A 16,218-nucleotide genomic window follows, 5' to 3' on the forward strand; every position below is an offset into this window, starting at 1 on the left:
CGTACTCCTTCAGGGCCGCAGGTAGGTGGTCTTGACCACGGTGTAGAAGTCGCGGGCGTACTGGCCTTGTTCGCGCGGGCCGAAGCTTGAGGCTTTGCGGCCGCCGAACGGCACGTGGTAGTCGGTGCCGGCGGTCGGCAGGTTGACCATGACGCAGCCGGTCTGGGCGCGGCGCTTGAACGCGCTGGCATGGCGCAGCGATTGGGTGATGATGCCGGCGGTGAGGCCGTACTCGGTGTCGTTCAGGGTCGCCACGGCCTCTTCAAAGCCGCTGACGCGGATCACGCAGGCGATCGGGCCGAATACTTCTTCACGGTTGATGCGCATGTCGTTGCGGCTGTCGATGAACAGCGCAGGGCGCATGTAGTAGCCGTCAGTTTCCAGGTGCAGGCGTTCGCCGCCTTCTATAAGGGTCGCGCCTTCGGCTTGGCCCAGGCGCAGGTACTCCAGGTTTTGCTCCAGCTGTCGTGCTTCGGCCACCGGGCCGATCTGCGAGCCGGCGTGCAGGGCATGGCCAACCTTGAGCTGGCGCATGCGCAAGCGCAGGGCTTCGACGAAGCGGTCGTGGATAGCGTCGCAGACGATCAACCGTGAAGAGGCTGTGCACTTCTGGCCAGTGCCGAAGAAGGCACCGTTGAGGGCGCAGTCCACAGCCAGTTCAAGGTCGGCGTCATCCATCACCACCAGGGCATTCTTGCTGCCCATCTCCAGCTGGCAGCGCACCAAGTTACCTGCGGTGGCCACGGCGACCCGCCGGCCTGTCTGCAGTGAGCCGGTGAAGGTCAGCGCGTCGATGTCAGCAGATTGCACGAGGGTTTCGCCGACACTGGCGCCGCTGCCCATGACCAGGTTGAAGGTGCCGGCCGGCAACTGCTGGCGGCTGATGATTTCGGTCAGTGCCCAGGCGCTGGCCGGCACCAGGTTGGCGGGTTTGAACACCACGGCATTGCCGAAGGCCAGGGCCGGGGCGATCTTCCAGGCGGCAGTGGCCATCGGGAAGTTCCAGGGGGTGATGATACCGACCACGCCCACCGGTTCTCGGTGCACTTCGATGTCTACGCCCGCGCGCACCGACGCTGCGGTTTCGCCCATCTGGCGTAATACCTCGGCGGCGTAGTAATGGAAGAACTGACCACTGCGGTTGACCTCGCCGATACCCTCGGCCAGCGGCTTGCCTTCTTCACGTGAGAGCAGTTCACCCAGCTCCTGCTTGCGGGCGATCAACTCATCGCCAATCGCCATCAGCGCTTGCTGGCGCGCCTCCAGGCCAATGGCCGCCCACTGTGGTTGTGCGGCTCGGGCCGCCTGAATGGCCTGCAGGGGCTGCTCGGTGCTGGCTTGATGGTAGTCACCGATCAGGTCGCTGATGTCCGAGGGGTTGTGGTTGGCAAGGGTGGCCTGGCCTTCGCACCACTGGCCATCGATGAAGTTTTTGTAGGTGTTGTGTGACATGGATGAAAGCCTCTGTTTGCCTGGCGTTCATCTTGCGAGCAATATGGCCCAAATAAAAATTAATAAAAAAAATGCTTCGATAAGGAAAGCTAACCATGTTGCCCGAGCTGAAAATCACCCAGCTGCGCTACTTTGTGCTGGTCGCTGAACTCAAGAGCTTCCACGCCGCCGCACGCCAGGCCTGCCGCACCCAGCCGGCGATTTCACTGGCGGTGCGTGAGCTGGAGCAAAAGCTTGACCAGGCATTGGTGGAGAAGGGCGGTGGTCGGGTCGAGTTGACGCCGTTCGGCGAGCATTGCCTGCCCCTGTTTCGTGGCCTGCTGGAGCACCACGACCGCATTGCTCGGGAGGCCACTTTGCTGGCCCGGCACGAGATCGGCCAGGTCAGTATCGCCACCGTGCCATCGGTGGCCAGCCGCCTGCTGCCGGGGCCTTTGGCGCGCTTTGTGGCCGAGCACCCGAACGTACAGGTCAGCATCCAGGACGGCACCGCTGAAAGCGTTCAGCATCTGCTGGCACACCGGCAGGTGGATTTTGGTATCAGCAGCCTGTGGCTGAGCGATGAGCAGATCGCCTTTGTGCCGATCATCCACGATCAGGTCGGGGTGGTGTGCCGGGCCGACCACCCCTTGGTGCTGGCCGGTGCGACGCTGCACTGGTCACAGTTGCAGGGGCTGGCGATGATCCGCAACGGCACCTCGCGGTTGCTCGAAGGTACGGATGCCGAGCGCTTGCTCGCCCACAGCCGGCTGTTTGTCTCGAACATGATTTCGCTGATTGCGATGCTGGAGGAGGGCGTGGGTATCAGTACCCTGCCGTACCTGGCGTTCCCGCAGGAAAACGACAAGCTCGCATTCCTGCCCCTGGCGGCGCCGAAGGTAGAGCGGCAGATTGGCATGCTGACTCGCAAAGGCCGCAGCCTGTCGCCGGCGGCGCAGGCTTTGCTTGGGTTCTTGCAGGCGCAGATGGCTCAGTAAGGTGCGCCCAACCGTATAGGCTGGGCGTTGGCCTTAGCTGTTCCAGTCGGGTGCAAAATCGGGGCTTACCACGCGCTGATCCTTCGGCAAGCCTGCGATCAACGCCCGGTCTTCATCATCCAGCCGTACCTCCAGTGCCGCCAGGTTCGCCAGTTGGTTTTCGCGGCTGCTGGCCTTGGGGATCACCGCGACGCCGTCTTGGTCGAGCAGCCACTGCAGCGCCACTTGGCTTGGCAGTACGCCGTGCTTGCGGGCAATCGACTGGATCACCGGCTGCTGCGCCGCCTGGCCACGGGCCAGCGGGGTATAGGCGGTAAGCAGCAGGTCATGGCTGCGGGCATAGTCGAGCAGTGGTTGCTGGTCGAGCAGCACGTGGTACTCCACCTGGATAGCCGACAACGGCGCGCCCAGCGTCTCGATCACCTGGCGCAGCAGGCCGAGGGGGAAATTGGCCACGCCGATGCTGCGCGCCTTGCCCTCGTCACGCAGCGCTACCAGGGTCTCGATGCTGCGGGCCAGGTCCCAGTCCTTGCCGGGCCAGTGGATATGAAACAGGTCTACCTGGTCGGTGCCCAGGGCGCGCAGGCTGTCTTCCAGTGACTGACGCATGGCTTTGGGTTCAAGGCGATCCCACCACACCTTGGTGGTCAGGTGGATCTGCTCGCGTGGCACGTCGCTGTCGCGCAGGGCTTGGCCCACGGCGGATTCATTGTCGTAGGCAGTGGCGGTGTCGATGTGTCGGTAACCCAGTTCCAGGGCCTGGCGCACGGCGTGGGTGCACTCGGTGCCGGTCATCGGCCAGGTGCCCAGGCCGATGCAGGGCAGGTCCAGGCCGTTGTGAGTGGTGAGCCTTCGCATGACGATTCCTTGTAGTGGTTACAGAGTCCGTAACGGATGGTCTTCGATCAGCCCGGTGCGAACCATGCGCGGCAGGCGGAAAGTGGTCGATCAGCGAACGGAAATTGCTTTTGGCCTGGACAGGCGGCAATTGAACTTCCTTATGCTCGTGCATCTCTTCTAGAATTCCAGCTGTTACATCCGCCAGGCCAGCCCTGTGCGGCTTTCCCTGGGCGCTGCATTCAGCCGCGCCGCCGTCGAGAACGCCATGAGTTCCAGCACACCGCTGTCCGGAGTCAACCAACCGCTGCGTGGCATCGCCCTGGTGGTGGTGGCGACGTTCCTGTTTGCCAGTCACGATGCCCTGTCCAAATTCCTCGGTGGCCTGTACCCGATCATCATGGTGGTATGGGCGCGCTATCTGGTGCACACCTTGCTGATGGCCGGGATCTTCCTGCCCAAGTCGGGCCTCAATGTGCTGCGCACCCGCCGCCCGCTGTTGCAGACCCTGCGTGCCCTGAGCCTGTTGAGCACCAGCCTGTTGTTCACTACCGGCCTGCAGTATCTGCCGCTGGCCGAAGCCACTGCGGTCAACTTCCTGGCGCCGGTGCTGGTCACGGCTTTGTCGGCCCCGCTGCTCAAGGAGCGGGTGACGGTGGGGCAGTGGGTGGCGGTGGTGATGGGCTTTATCGGCGTGCTGGTGGTGGTGCACCCCGGCGGCGCAATGTTCACACCGGCAATCCTGTACCCCTTCGGCTCGGCGCTGGGCTTTTGCTTCTATCAGTTGCTGACGCGGATTCTGGCCGCTCACGACAGCCCTACCACCAGCAACTTCTATGCAGGGCTGTGCAACACCCTGGCGATGAGTGCGCTGGTGCCGTTCTTCTGGGAGGTACCGCGTTGGGACCACGCGCTGTTGATGCTGGCGCTCGGCGGGTTCGGCATGACCGCCCACCTGCTGCTGACCCAGGCGTTTCGCCATGCCGCCCCCGCGCTGCTGGCGCCGTTCAGTTACTGCCAGATCGTGTTTGCCGGGCTGCTCGGTATGTTGTTCTACAGCCAGGTGCCGGACAGCCTGAGCCTGGTGGGCATCTCGATCATCTGCCTCAGTGGCCTGGGCGCCGCCTGGATGCAGCGGCGCAAGTGAAATTGCCCGTGTTCACGGCAACGCCATGAACTGCAGGATACGCTCGCGCAGCCAGCGTTCGGCCGGGTCGTTGTCCTGGGCGCCACTCCAGACCATGGACAGCTCCGCTTCGGTGATCTCGAAGGGGGCCGGGTCGGCGCGCAGGCTGCCGTCATCGGCCAGGGCGCAGGCGGCGTAGTCCGGTACCGTGGCGATCAGCTCGGTGTTGCGCAGCAGCGCACGCAGGCTGCCGAACTGCGGCACGGCCAGCACCACCTTGCGGCAACGGCCGATGCGCGCCAGGTCGAGGTCGATATTGCCGCTCATGTCGCCAGAGAACGACACCATCACATGCGGCCGGGCGCAGTACTCGTCCAGGGTCAGTGGCCCCGGGCGATCGTCGGCGCGCAGCACCCGTACGCCAATGTCGCGCAACTTGCGGCGCTTGGCGGTGGCGGGCAGGTCGGTGGTATAGCTCACCCCAACCGAAATCTCGCCGCTGGCCAGCAGCCCCGGCATCAACAGGAAATTGGCCCGCCGCACCACCACGCTGATCTCCGGCGCCTCTTCGCGCAGGGCCTGGAGCAGGGCGGGGAACAGGCCGAACTCGGCATCGTCCGACAGCCCGAGGCGGAATACATTGCAGCTGTTGGCCGGGTCGAATGCCCGCGCGCGGCTGATGGCCGAGGAGATCACATCCATGGCCGGCCCCAGCTCGGTGAAAATCTGCATCGCCCGCGGCGTGGGCTCCATGGCCCGGCCATTGCGGATCAGCAGTGGGTCGTCGAACAGCTCGCGCAGGCGGGCGAGGGCGGCGCTGACGGTGGGCTGGGTGATGAACAGCTTTTCACCGACGCGGGTCAGGTTGCGTTCGATCATCAGGGCTTCGAACAGCACCAGCAGGTTCATGTCGACGCGACGCAGGTCGTTGCGGTTCATGGGGCTTGGCTCACGTTGGCTGGAAGGTTCGCGGTGCATTGAAGCACGGCGCCGGCCGTTGTGCCTTGTATGGATGTGCCGGCCTTATGGCGGGCCGGATCGGCGCTGACAGAGCCAGCCTATTACGCCGGAATACTGGCTCTATTAGAAGTCTGCCCAAGCTCGACTAGTCTTTCCTCTGGCCCTGCGAATTGCGCATGTGGGCGGCGTCTGAGCACCTGTATTCAAGACCCTGCCGCCATGGCGTGACAGCGTTGCAAGCCCCGTGTCGGCAAAAGACCGACCCGACCTGATGAGGGGTAGGCACGAGCCCCAGTGCTCGGCTGATAGAACACCTGGCATAGACCGGAAATCTGGATAACCGACCCAAAGGTACCCACAGATGTCGAACGAATCGAAATGCCCGTTCCATCAAACCGCAGGTGGCGGCACCACCAACCGTGACTGGTGGCCTGACCAGCTCAACCTGAGAATCCTCCACCAACATTCGTCCAAGTCCGACCCGATGGACCCGGACTTCGACTACGCCAAAGCCTTCAAGAGCCTCGACTTCCAGGCCCTCAAGCAAGACTTGACGGCCCTGATGACCGACTCGCAGGACTGGTGGCCCGCCGACTTCGGCCACTATGGCCCGCTGTTTATCCGCATGGCCTGGCACAGCGCCGGTACCTACCGTATTGGTGATGGCCGGGGTGGCGCAGGCTCTGGTCAGCAGCGCTTCGCGCCGCTCAATAGCTGGCCGGACAACGTCAGCCTGGACAAGGCCCGGCGCCTGCTATGGCCGATCAAGCAGAAGTACGGCAACAAGATTTCCTGGGCCGACCTGATCGTGCTCACCGGCAACGTCGCGCTGGAGTCCATGGGCTTCAAGACCTTTGGTTTCTCGGGCGGGCGCGCCGATGTGTGGGAACCGGACGAAGACGTGTACTGGGGCTCGGAAAAGGTCTGGCTGGGCGGCGACACCCGCTACGGCAAGGAACAGCTCAAGGCCCAGACGCCCGGCCAGGGTGACCTGGTGGCCGAGCCTGCCAAGCATGGCGAAGAGCAAAGCCGCGACCTGCAGGCCGAGCGCAACCTGGAAAACCCGCTGGCCGCCGTGCAGATGGGCCTGATCTACGTCAACCCGGAAGGCCCGGAAGGCAACCCCGACCCGGTCGCCTCGGGCAAGGATATCCGCGAAACGTTCGGCCGCATGGCCATGAACGACGAAGAGACCGTGGCCCTGATCGCCGGTGGCCATGCGTTCGGCAAGACCCACGGCGCCGGCCCCGCCGACAATGTCGGCGCCGAACCCGAGGCCGCCGGGCTTGAGCTGCAGGGCCTGGGCTGGGCCAACACCTTCGGCACCGGCAAAGGCCCCGATACCATCACCAGCGGCCTCGAAGTGACCTGGACCTCGACGCCGACGCGCTGGAGCAACGAGTACCTCAACAACCTGTTCAACTTCGACTGGGAACTGACCAAGAGCCCGGCCGGCGCGCACCAGTGGCGGCCGAAGGAAGGCAAGGGCGCCGGCACCGTCCCGGATGCCCATGACCCGGGCAAGAAACACGCACCTTCGATGCTCACCTCCGACCTGGCGCTGCGTTTCGACCCGATCTACGAGCCGATCGCCCGGCGCTTCAAGGACAACCCCGAGCAGTTGGCAGACGCCTTTGCCCGCGCCTGGTACAAGCTGATCCACCGCGACATGGGCCCGCTTGCGCGTTACCTCGGGCCGGAAATGCCCAACGAGGTACTGCTGTGGCAAGACCCGTTGCCCAAAGCCGAGCCCTCGTCGCTGAATGAGCAGGACATCGCTGCGCTCAAGGCCAAGGTGCTGGCCTCGGGCTTGAGCGTGGGTGAACTGGTGTCGACCGCCTGGGCGTCGGCTTCCACCTTCCGCGGGTCGGACAAGCGCGGTGGCGCCAATGGCGGGCGCTTGCGCCTGGCGCCGCAGAAAGGCTGGGCTGCCAACCAGGGCGTGGACAAGGTACTGGCGGCGCTGGAGAAAATTCAGGGCGAGTTCAACAACGGCGGCAAGCAGGTCTCCCTGGCCGACCTGATCGTGCTGGCCGGTACTGCAGCGGTGGAAAAGGCCGCCAAGGATGCCGGTTACACGGGCAGCGTGGGGTTCCGCCCCGGTCGCGTCGACGCGACCCAGGAACAGACCGACGTCGAGTCGTTCGCGGTGCTGGAGCCGCTGGCGGATGGCTTCCGCAATTTCACCAAGGACCGTTACAGCGTCAAGGCCGAGAAGCTGTTGCTGGACAAGGCGCAACTGCTGACCCTCACCGCCCCCGAGCTGACCGCGCTGATCGGTGGCCTGCGCGTACTGGGCGCCAACCAGGGTGGCAGCAAGGACGGCGTGTTCACCGACCGGCCCGGTACCCTGAGCAACGACTTCTTCCGCAACCTGCTGGACATGGGCGTGGAGTGGAAGCCGACCTCGGCCGACAACGAAGCCTTCGAAGGCCGGGACCGCAAGACCGGGCAGGTGAAATGGACTGGCAGCCGCGTCGACCTGGTGTTCGGCTCGCATGCCCAGTTGCGCGCGCTGAGCGAGGTATATGGCAGCAGCGATGGCCAGGCCAAGTTCATCAAGGACTTCGTTGCTGCCTGGGTAAAAGTGATGGAGCTTGATCGCTTTGATCTGAAGTAACGCCATCAGTACGTGGGGGCGCTGTGCGCCCCATTCGCGGCGCAAGGCCGCTTCCACAGGGTGTGGGGGCGGCCTTTTGTCGCAAATGGCCGGCAAAGCAGCCCTGGCCATCCCGCCAATTCCAGGTCGGATAGATACAAAAGCGTCCTTGTTCGTTCTGTTGCAATGCTTCTCAGGCGGCCGGCCTGAACAGCGTGCTCACAACGACAAGGAACCCGACCATGCAAATGCCAAAGACCCTGAAGATCCGTAACGGCGAAAAGGTCAAAGCGACTTTCTCCGCACAGGAATACGCAGCCCGCCACGCCCGTCTGCGGGCCTACATGGCCGAGCAGGACATCGAGGCGGCGATCTTCACCTCGTACCACAACGTCAATTACTACAGCGACTTCCTCTATTGCTCGTTCGGCCGCCCGTACGCGCTGGTCGTGACCCAGGACAAGGTCGTCTCGATCAGCGCCAATATCGATGGCGGCCAACCTTGGCGGCGCACGGTCGGCACCGACAACATCGTCTACACCGACTGGCAACGCGACAACTACTTCGTCGCCATCCAGCAGGCGCTGCCGCTGGCCTCGCGCATCGGCGTGGAGTACGACCACCTCAACCTGCAGAACCATGGCAAGCTCGCCGCCTGCTACCCCAAGGCCGAGTTGCTGGACATCGGCGCCCCGTGCATGCGCATGCGCATGATCAAGTCCGCCGAAGAGCAGGCGTTGATCCGCCACGGTGCCCAGGTGGCCGATATCGGCGGCGCTGCGGTGGTCGAGGCCCTGCGTGAGCATGTGCCAGAGTACGAAGTGGCCTTGCATGCTACCCAGGCCATGGTGCGTGAAATTGCCAAACGCTTCCCCGACGGCGAACTGATGGACACCTGGACCTGGTTCCAGTCCGGGCTCAACACCGATGGCGCGCACAACCCGGTTACCAGCCGCAAGGTCGGCAAGGGCGAGATCCTCAGCCTCAACTGCTTCCCGATGATCGCCGGCTATTACACGGCGCTTGAACGCACCCTGTTCCTTGACCATTGCCCGGATGATCACCTGCGCCTGTGGCAGGCCAACGTCGAGGTGCACGAAGCAGGGCTGAAACTGGTGCGCCCGGGCATGCGCTGCAGCGACATTGCCCGTGAGCTGAACGAGATCTTCCTGCGTCACGACCTGCTGCAGTACCGCACGTTCGGCTATGGCCATTCGTTCGGCACCCTCAGCCACTACTACGGCCGCGAGGCGGGGCTCGAACTGCGCGAAGACATCGACACCGTGCTGGAGCCCGGCATGGTGGTGTCGATCGAGCCGATGATCATGCTGCCCGAGGGTCGGCCGGGTGCTGGCGGCTACCGCGAGCATGACATCCTGATCGTCAACGACAACGGTGCCGAGAACATCACGCGCTTCCCGTATGGCCCGGAGCACAACATCATTCGCAAATAACGCCCGGTGCCGGCCTTCTTGGGCGGGGGGTTGCCCCGCAAAGAGGCCGGCACGCACACCACAATAATTACTGAATGACCATTAGACCCTGCCTCCAATTAGAAGAATCAGAGGGTACCCGTCATGTCCAGCACCACCCTGAACGCTTCCACTCTCGACGGCTCCGCGCCTAGCGCCGAACGCCAGGCCTTGCGCAAGGCCGCGCGCGCCAGTTTCATGGGCAACTTCGTCGAATGGTTCGATTACGCCGCCTACGGCTACCTTGCAACCATCATTGCCGCTACGTTTTTCCCGCAAACCGACAAGACCAGCGGTTTGCTGGCAACCTTCGCGGTGTTTGCCCTGTCGTTTCTCGTTCGCCCCTTGGGCGGTGTGGTCTGGGGCCATTTCGGCGACCGCCACGGGCGGCGCAACGCGCTGTCGTTGTCGATCCTGATCATGTCGATTTCGACCTTCTGCATCGGGCTGCTGCCCGGCTACGCGCAAATCGGCGTGTGGGCGCCGTGCCTGTTGTTGTTGATCCGCCTGGTACAGGGCTTTTCTGCTTCGGGCGAATACGCGGGGGCGTCGGCGTTTCTGGCTGAGTACGCTCCACAGGGCCGGCGCGGGCTGTATACCAGCATCGTACCGGCCAGTACGGCGGCGGGGTTGTTGTTCGGCGCGGCGTTCGTGGCGGTGCTGCATGAGGTGCTTAGCAGCGAAGACCTGCACAGCTGGGGCTGGCGGCTGCCGTTTCTGCTCGCGGCACCCTTCGGCCTGGTAGGCCGATATATCCGCATGAGCCTGCAGGACACCCCCAAGTTTCTGGAGATGGAGCAGCGCCTGGAGAACAAGGCCTGCATGGCCCCGGCGCCGATCCGTGAGCTGCTGACCGCGCACCGCCGCAGCCTGGCCATCGGTATCGGCGTCACCTGCCTCAACGCGGTCGCGTTCTACCTGCTGCTCAGCTACATGCCCACGTACCTGTCCACCGAGCTGGGCATGGGCGAGCGGGATGCCTTCATCGCCTCGACCGTCTCGCTGGCCACCTACATCGGCCTGATCTTCCTGATGGGGCGGCTGTCTGACCATTTCGGCCGCAAGACCATGCTGGTGATCGCCTCGCTGTTGTTTCTGGGGCTTACCGTGCCGCTGTTCACCCTGCTAGATGGGCAGCCACTGCTGGTGATCCTGGCCATCCAGATCCTCTTCGGCGCGATGCTGGCGATGAACGACGGTACCTTGCCGTGCCTGTTGGCGGAGATCTTCCCGACCCGGGTACGCTTCAGCGGCTTTGCCCTGAGCTTCAATGTGGCCAATGCCTTGTTTGGCGGGACGGCGCCGTTCATTGCCACCTGGTTGATACAAGTGACCGGCAGCAAGCTGGCGCCGGCCGGGTACCTGCTGGCGGCGGCACTGGTGGCGCTGGTGGCGATGTTGATGTGCCGGGAGACGGCGCATGCGGCCTTGAAAGACTAGCGGGCTTTGCCGGCCGCTTCGCGGGGTTACCCGCGAAGCGGCATCACCTCACTCAGTGCAACGAAGCCTGGCGCCGCTCCCCCAACGGCGACAGCCCAAAGAAGCGGCTGTAGCTCTTGGAGAAATGCGCCGGCGAGCTGAAGCCGCACGCCAGCGCCACCTCACGTACCTGCACATCGCTGCGCAGCAGCAGCTCCCGCGCGCGCGACAGCCGCAACTCCAGGTAGTACTGGCTGGGTGTCCGCTGCAGGTATTTATGGAACAACCGCTCCAACTGGCGCACGGTCACCTCGTTGAGGCTGGCCAGCTCCTCCAGCCCCAGTGGCTCTTCCAGGTTGGCCTCCATGATCGCCACCACCTGGCTCAGCTTGGGCTGGGCGCTGCCGAGCAACGTGCGCAGCGGCACCCGCTGGCGTTCGCGCTCGCCACGCACCCGGTCGCACAGCAGCAGCTCGGCCGCCTTGGCGGCGATGCCCTGGCCACCTTCCTCACGGGCCACCAGTTGCAGCATCATGTCCATGGCCGCCACACCGCCCGAGCAGGTATAGCGGTCGCGGTCCAGTTCGAACAGCTGGCCGGAAATGACGATACCGGGGAACTGCTCCTGCAAGGTCTGCATGTCTTCCCAGTGGATGGTACAGCGGTAGCCTTTGAGCAGCTCGGCCTTGGCCAGCAGGTAGCTGCCGGTGCAGATGCCGCCCAGCGGCAGGCGTTGACGGGCCAGTTGGCGTAGCCAGTCGATCAGTGGCCGGGTGCCACGGCTGCGGTCGATCGGGTTGGCACCGACCACCAGCAGGGCGTCCAGCGCAGGGGCGTTGTCGATACTGTGGTCAGGCAGCACGCGCATGCCGTTGCTGGCCATTACCGGCTCGTGGCTGGCGGCGATCAGCACAGTGCGAAACATCGGGCGGCGGGCGGCCAGGTTGGCCATGCGCAGGGTCTCCACCGCCGACGCCAGGCCGATGGTGGTGAAGTTGGGCAGGATCAGAAAGCCGAAGGTCTTGACGGTGCAGGGTGATACGGGTGCTGTAGCGGGGTGGACCATTGCGATCTTCCTGTGCAAGCTGAGGCATAGTTGGTCAGGGGCAGTGAAAAATCCAAGCCTCGCGTGTTTCTTGTTGTTATGGGTCGTTGCCGGGTCGATCTTACACCCCCGGCGCAGCGGCCAGGAATGGCTCCGCCGGCTGGCGGCTGCCAACAGTGATTGCCCATAGAAGGTGAACGTTCAGTGAACCCCGAATCCATGCTGGCGGCATTGCCAGGTTTCGCCATGACACCCGCGTCGATCGAGGTGCTGCCCGATGCCAGGGCCTACCGCGCCTGCCTGCTCGAGCGCATCAGGGCGGCGACCCGGCGTATCGTCATCGTCGCGTTGTACCTGCAGGAAGACGAAGCCGGCCAGGAAGTGCTGGATGCCTTGTACCAGGCCAAAGCCGCGTGGCCAGGCCTGGAGATCACCATCGTGGTCGACTGGTTCCGTGCCCGGCGTGGCCTGCTGGGGGGAGGGCGGCAGCCGGGCAACGCTGCCTGGTATCAGGCTCAGCGCCAGCACCATGGCCTGGACATCGTCATCCATGGCGTGCCCGTGCAAACCCGCGAGCTGTTTGGTGTACTGCACCTTAAAGGCAGCATCATCGACGATTGCGTGATCTACACCGGCGCCAGTCTCAACAACGTCTACCTGCACCGTTTCGACCGCTACCGCCTGGATCGCTACCACCTGTTCCACTCACCGGCCCTGGCCGATGCCATGGTCGATCTGGTGCGTCGCCTGCTGCACCACACTGCCACGCCGCGCCTCGACCTGCCGGCACCGCCCTCGTCCCGCAGCCTGCGCGGCGACATCCGGCGCTTGCGCGCGCGGCTGCGGCGCATGGCCTATGACGTGCCTGCCAGCGCGTCGGGGCAGGGCCTGCGGGTGATCCCGCTGCTGGGTGTCGGGCGCGGCAATCTGCTCAACCGGGTGCTTTGCGCACTGCTGGGCGCTGCGCGCACGCAAATCGTCATCAGCACGCCGTACTTCAACCCGCCACGGGTATTGATGCGCGAGATCGACCATGCACTCGACCGAGGCGTGCGGGTGGAGCTGATTGTCGGCGATCGTACCGCCAATGACTTCTATATCGCGCCCGGCGAGCCGTTCAGTGCCAGCGGCGCGTTGCCTTACTTGTACGAGGACAACCTGCGCGCCTTCACCCGCCGTCGCCAGGCCGCCCTTGCCAGTGGCCAGCTTGAAGTGCGTATCTGGAACGACCCAGGGCACACCTTCCATGCCAAGGGGCTGTGGGTCGACCAGCGCTACTCGCTGTTGACCGGCAACAACCTGAACCCCCGAGGGTTCAACCTGGACCTGGAAAACGGCCTGCTGATCGATGACCCCGAGGCACAGTGGTTAGTGCCGCGCGAAGCCGAGTTGGCGGGGTTGCGCCAGCATGCGCGCAGGATCGATTCAGCTGCCGAGCTGGGGGTCAAGGCCGAGCACCCCAAGGAAGTGCGCAAGTTCTTGCGGCGGTTGCGCTACAGCCGCCTGGAACCGTTGATCAAGCGGGTGCTGTAACGCTGGTGAGGGGGCTCTGAAAAAGTCTTGCAAGCGCATACAATCAGGCCTTTTCCACGTTAACCAGATAGGCCAAACCGTCCATGGCGCTTGACCCCCCAACGATGCTGACAATCACCATCGCCCTGGCAGCTGCGGCTGCCTTGTACCTGGCGATCGAGTGGCGCAGTGTTCGCGAGCCTTCGCTGCTGTTCTGGAGCGCCGGCTTCGCCACGATCACCGTCGGCTCCACCCTGGCCCTGTTGCGGGGCATCGGCTTGCTGCTGATCGGTATCTGGTTCGCCAATGGCTTGCTGGTGGTGGCGCACGGGTTTTTTCTGCTGGGGGTGTTGCGCTTCACCCAGCACCGCCTGTCGCGCGCCTGGCTGCTGATGGTAGGGGTGTGGTTCGCCTTGCTGCTGTTGCCCGCCGGCCCGGAGTGGTCGAAGGTGATGCTGATGGTCAACTCGTTGCTGGTGGCGTTGCTGACGCTCAAAGCCAGTTTTCTGTTGAAGCCCCACGGCAGGTCGTTGAGCGTGGGCGCGGTGCAGTTGCGTTATGTGCTGCTGATTCATGGCCTGTTCTATGTGGCGAAGGCGATCATTGCGATTGCCCCGGGCACGCTGATTGACCTGGCGACGTTTGGCGGGCTGATCATCCAGGTTTCCCTGGTCGAGGGGGCGATGGCAATCATGCTGATTGCGCTGTCGATGACCGGCACGGTGCGTTATCGCCGTGAAGAGCGCATCGCCCGGCTGGCGGCACGGGACCCGCTGACGGCGTTGTACAACCGCCGCGCGCTGGAAGTGCGGGCGACGCACTTTTTCAAAGAGGTGAGCCCGGCACGGCCAGGCGCCTTGCTGCTGATCGACATCGACAATTTCAAGCTGGTCAACGATTTGCACGGGCACATTGCCGGTGATCGGCTGTTGATCGCCTTGAGCGAGATGATGCGTGCGGTGTTGCCGGAGCGGTCACTGGCGGCGCGGCTTGGCGGCGACGAGTTTGTCATCCTGCTCAGTGCGGCGACCAGCGAGCGCGTGGTGGCGCTGGGCAGCCAGTTGCGTGAACAGTTTCAGCAGTTTGCGCTGCAAACGGTGCCCACGCCGCAGGCCGTGACCTTGAGCATCGGTGCCAACCTGTTCGACCAGCCGCCCGCGAGCCTGGCGGCGTTGATCGAGCAGGGAGATGTAGCGCTGTATCAGTCCAAGCGCGGTGGGCGCGACAGCATTCGCCTGGTTGACCGGACGCTGGTCAGCTCGGGTAGCTAGCAACGCTTGACGCTGGGGGCCGCCAAAGCGGCCCCCAAACACTCAGGTCACAACCTGATAGCAAGGCACATACGCCGCGCCACCCGGCAGTTTCATCCGGTGCTGGTCGACAAACGCCTGCAACAGGTGCCCCAGCGGCGCCAAAACCGCACTGTCACCACGGATCTGGTACGGCCCGTGTTCCTCGATCAGGCGGATGCCCTTGTCCTTGACGTTGCCCGCCACAATCCCGGAAAACGCCCGGCGCAGGTTGGCGGCCAGTTCATGCGGCGGCAGCTCGCGGCGCAGGGCCAGTTCGGCCATGTTGGCATGGGTCGGGTCGAACGGGTGCTGGAAGCCCTCGTCGATCTTCAGCAGCCAGTTGAAATGGAAGGCATCGTTGCGCTCGCGGCGGAACTGCTTCACCTCCTTGAGCCCTTCGACCATCTGCCGCGCCACTTCGGCCGGGTCATCGATGATGATCTGGTAGTGGCGCTGGGCGGCGTCCCCCAGGGTGGCGCCGACGAACGCGTGCAACTGCATCAGGAACGGCTCGGCACTGCGCGGCCCGGTCAGCACCACCGGGAAGGGCAGGCCCTGGTTGTCCGGGTGCATGAGAATGCCGAGCAGGTAGAGGAACTCCTCGGCTGTACCGGCGCCGCCGGGGAAGATAATGATGCCGTGGCCGACGCGGACGAAGGCTTCCAGGCGTTTCTCGATGTCCGGCAGGATCACCAGTTCGTTGACGATCGGGTTCGGCGCCTCGGCAGCGATGATGCCCGGCTCGGTCAGGCCCAGGTAGCGGCTGCCGTGCATGCGTTGCTTGGCATGGGCGATGGTGGCGCCCTTCATCGGGCCCTTCATCACCCCAGGGCCGCAGCCGGTGCAGACGTCCAGCTTGCGCAGGCCCAGCTCGTGGCCGACCTTCTTGGTGTACTGGTATTCCTCGGTGCTGATCGAGTGGCCGCCCCAGCACACCACCATCTTCGGCTCTACGCCGGGGCGCAGGGTGCGGGCGTTGCGCAATAGGTGGAATACGTAATCGGTGATGCCCTGGGAGCTTTCCAGGTCGATGCGCTGGCTGGCCAGCTCGCTTTCGGTATAGACGATGTCGCGCAAGGCGCTGAAGAGCATTTCGCGGGTGCTGGCGATCATCTCGCCATCGACGAAGGCATCGGCTGGGGCATTCAACAGCTCCAGGCGTACGCCGCGGTCTTGCTGGTGGATGCGCACCTCGAAGTCCTTGTAGGCCTCGAGGATGGTCTTGGCATTGTCGACATGCGCGCCGGTATTGAGGATGGCCAGGGCGCACTGGCGGAACAGGGTGTAAAGGCTACCGGTACCGACTTCACTCAGTTGCTGCACTTCACGTTGCGACAGCGTCTCCAGGCTGCCTTTGGGGCTGACGGATGCATTTATGACATGGCGTTGAGGCATCTAAGTCTTTCCTGTGCGGGTAAAACATCCTTCTTTGACACCACCATACCGAGAAATGCACGCGACAACGAGGGGGCACCGTGGAAAGATTCTGCAGACGGAGTGGGCGGCTTCGCGGGTAAACCCGCGAAG

The 16,218-nt window shown here is 64.1% G+C and carries 12 protein-coding genes; 7 read left to right on the forward strand and 5 right to left on the reverse strand.

All coding sequences use genetic code 11. The annotated features are described in order from the left end of the window. Positions 1 to 9: 9 nt before the first annotated feature. Entirely contained in the window at positions 10 to 1,452 is a 1,443-nt protein-coding gene (locus HU766_RS20040) for an aldehyde dehydrogenase family protein (protein ID WP_186660042.1), read from the reverse strand. Positions 1,453 to 1,547: 95 nt separating this feature from the next. Here HU766_RS20040 and HU766_RS20045 point away from each other — a divergent pair, with 95 nt between their 5' ends. Continuing rightward, the gene (locus HU766_RS20045; RefSeq protein WP_186660044.1) at positions 1,548 to 2,429 is read left to right on the forward strand and encodes a LysR family transcriptional regulator; all 882 of its coding nucleotides are present in this window, start codon (positions 1,548 to 1,550) and stop codon (positions 2,427 to 2,429) included. A gap of 33 nt (positions 2,430 to 2,462) precedes the next feature. On the opposite strand, the gene HU766_RS20050 is transcribed toward HU766_RS20045, so the two are convergent. Beyond that, positions 2,463 to 3,287, reverse strand: coding sequence for an aldo/keto reductase (locus HU766_RS20050; protein WP_033697288.1), 825 nt, complete (start codon positions 3,285 to 3,287; stop codon positions 2,463 to 2,465). 247 nt (positions 3,288 to 3,534) lie between these two features. Between HU766_RS20050 and HU766_RS20055 the strand changes: the two genes are divergently transcribed. Beyond that, positions 3,535 to 4,413, forward strand: a complete 879-nt coding sequence (locus tag HU766_RS20055) for a DMT family transporter (RefSeq protein WP_033697289.1) — start codon at positions 3,535 to 3,537, stop codon at positions 4,411 to 4,413. Positions 4,414 to 4,425: 12 nt separating this feature from the next. Here the strand turns inward: HU766_RS20055 and HU766_RS20060 are convergent, their stop codons facing one another. Continuing rightward, entirely contained in the window at positions 4,426 to 5,331 is a 906-nt protein-coding gene (locus tag HU766_RS20060) for a LysR family transcriptional regulator (RefSeq protein ID WP_033699993.1), read from the reverse strand. A gap of 382 nt (positions 5,332 to 5,713) precedes the next feature. On the opposite strand from HU766_RS20060, the gene katG reads away from it, so the two are divergent. From katG to HU766_RS20075, 3 genes are all read left to right on the forward strand, one after another. Next, positions 5,714 to 7,972 (forward strand): catalase/peroxidase HPI, encoded by a 2,259-nt coding sequence (gene katG / locus HU766_RS20065; protein ID WP_186660051.1) that lies wholly within the window; start codon positions 5,714 to 5,716, stop codon positions 7,970 to 7,972. Between the two features lie 221 nt (positions 7,973 to 8,193). After that, positions 8,194 to 9,405: a M24 family metallopeptidase gene (locus tag HU766_RS20070; protein WP_033697291.1), complete on the forward strand. Its 1,212-nt coding sequence runs from the start codon at positions 8,194 to 8,196 to the stop codon at positions 9,403 to 9,405. Between the two features lie 123 nt (positions 9,406 to 9,528). Then, positions 9,529 to 10,863 carry an MFS transporter gene (locus HU766_RS20075; RefSeq protein ID WP_033697292.1) on the forward strand — a complete coding sequence of 445 codons (1,335 nt, stop codon included), beginning with the start codon at positions 9,529 to 9,531 and terminating at the stop codon, positions 10,861 to 10,863. A 52-nt stretch (positions 10,864 to 10,915) separates the two neighbouring features. Here HU766_RS20075 and HU766_RS20080 read toward each other — a convergent pair whose 3' ends face one another. After that, positions 10,916 to 11,908 carry a GlxA family transcriptional regulator gene (locus HU766_RS20080; RefSeq protein ID WP_033697293.1) on the reverse strand — a complete coding sequence of 331 codons (993 nt, stop codon included), beginning with the start codon at positions 11,906 to 11,908 and terminating at the stop codon, positions 10,916 to 10,918. A gap of 183 nt (positions 11,909 to 12,091) precedes the next feature. Here HU766_RS20080 and pssA point away from each other — a divergent pair, with 183 nt between their 5' ends. Further along, positions 12,092 to 13,420, forward strand: a complete 1,329-nt coding sequence (pssA, locus tag HU766_RS20085; RefSeq protein WP_346656698.1) for a CDP-diacylglycerol--serine O-phosphatidyltransferase — start codon at positions 12,092 to 12,094, stop codon at positions 13,418 to 13,420. Between the two features lie 83 nt (positions 13,421 to 13,503). Beyond that, positions 13,504 to 14,670, forward strand: coding sequence for a GGDEF domain-containing protein (locus HU766_RS20090; RefSeq protein ID WP_186660053.1), 1,167 nt, complete (start codon positions 13,504 to 13,506; stop codon positions 14,668 to 14,670). Between the two features lie 42 nt (positions 14,671 to 14,712). Here HU766_RS20090 and ppnN read toward each other — a convergent pair whose 3' ends face one another. Further along, entirely contained in the window at positions 14,713 to 16,086 is a 1,374-nt protein-coding gene (gene ppnN / locus HU766_RS20095) for a nucleotide 5'-monophosphate nucleosidase PpnN (RefSeq protein ID WP_033697295.1), read from the reverse strand. Positions 16,087 to 16,218: the final 132 nt, after the last annotated feature.

Source organism: Pseudomonas sp. SWRI77, assembly GCF_014269105.1.
GTDB classification, from domain to species: Bacteria; Pseudomonadota; Gammaproteobacteria; order Pseudomonadales; family Pseudomonadaceae; genus Aquipseudomonas; species Aquipseudomonas capeferrum.

What these genes read in the sequence shown, in the direction of transcription:
- HU766_RS20040 (WP_186660042.1), bottom strand. Translation starts at nt 1,452, where the DNA reads ATGTCACACAACACCTACAAAAACTTCATCGATGGCCAGTGGTGCGAA.
- HU766_RS20045 (WP_186660044.1), top strand. Translation starts at nt 1,548, where the DNA reads ATGTTGCCCGAGCTGAAAATCACCCAGCTGCGCTACTTTGTGCTGGTC.
- HU766_RS20050 (WP_033697288.1), bottom strand. Translation starts at nt 3,287, where the DNA reads ATGCGAAGGCTCACCACTCACAACGGCCTGGACCTGCCCTGCATCGGC.
- HU766_RS20055 (WP_033697289.1), top strand. Translation starts at nt 3,535, where the DNA reads ATGAGTTCCAGCACACCGCTGTCCGGAGTCAACCAACCGCTGCGTGGC.
- HU766_RS20060 (WP_033699993.1), bottom strand. Translation starts at nt 5,331, where the DNA reads ATGAACCGCAACGACCTGCGTCGCGTCGACATGAACCTGCTGGTGCTG.
- katG (WP_186660051.1), top strand. Translation starts at nt 5,714, where the DNA reads ATGTCGAACGAATCGAAATGCCCGTTCCATCAAACCGCAGGTGGCGGC.
- HU766_RS20070 (WP_033697291.1), top strand. Translation starts at nt 8,194, where the DNA reads ATGCAAATGCCAAAGACCCTGAAGATCCGTAACGGCGAAAAGGTCAAA.
- HU766_RS20075 (WP_033697292.1), top strand. Translation starts at nt 9,529, where the DNA reads ATGTCCAGCACCACCCTGAACGCTTCCACTCTCGACGGCTCCGCGCCT.
- HU766_RS20080 (WP_033697293.1), bottom strand. Translation starts at nt 11,908, where the DNA reads ATGGTCCACCCCGCTACAGCACCCGTATCACCCTGCACCGTCAAGACC.
- HU766_RS20090 (WP_186660053.1), top strand. Translation starts at nt 13,504, where the DNA reads ATGGCGCTTGACCCCCCAACGATGCTGACAATCACCATCGCCCTGGCA.
- ppnN (WP_033697295.1), bottom strand. Translation starts at nt 16,086, where the DNA reads ATGCCTCAACGCCATGTCATAAATGCATCCGTCAGCCCCAAAGGCAGC.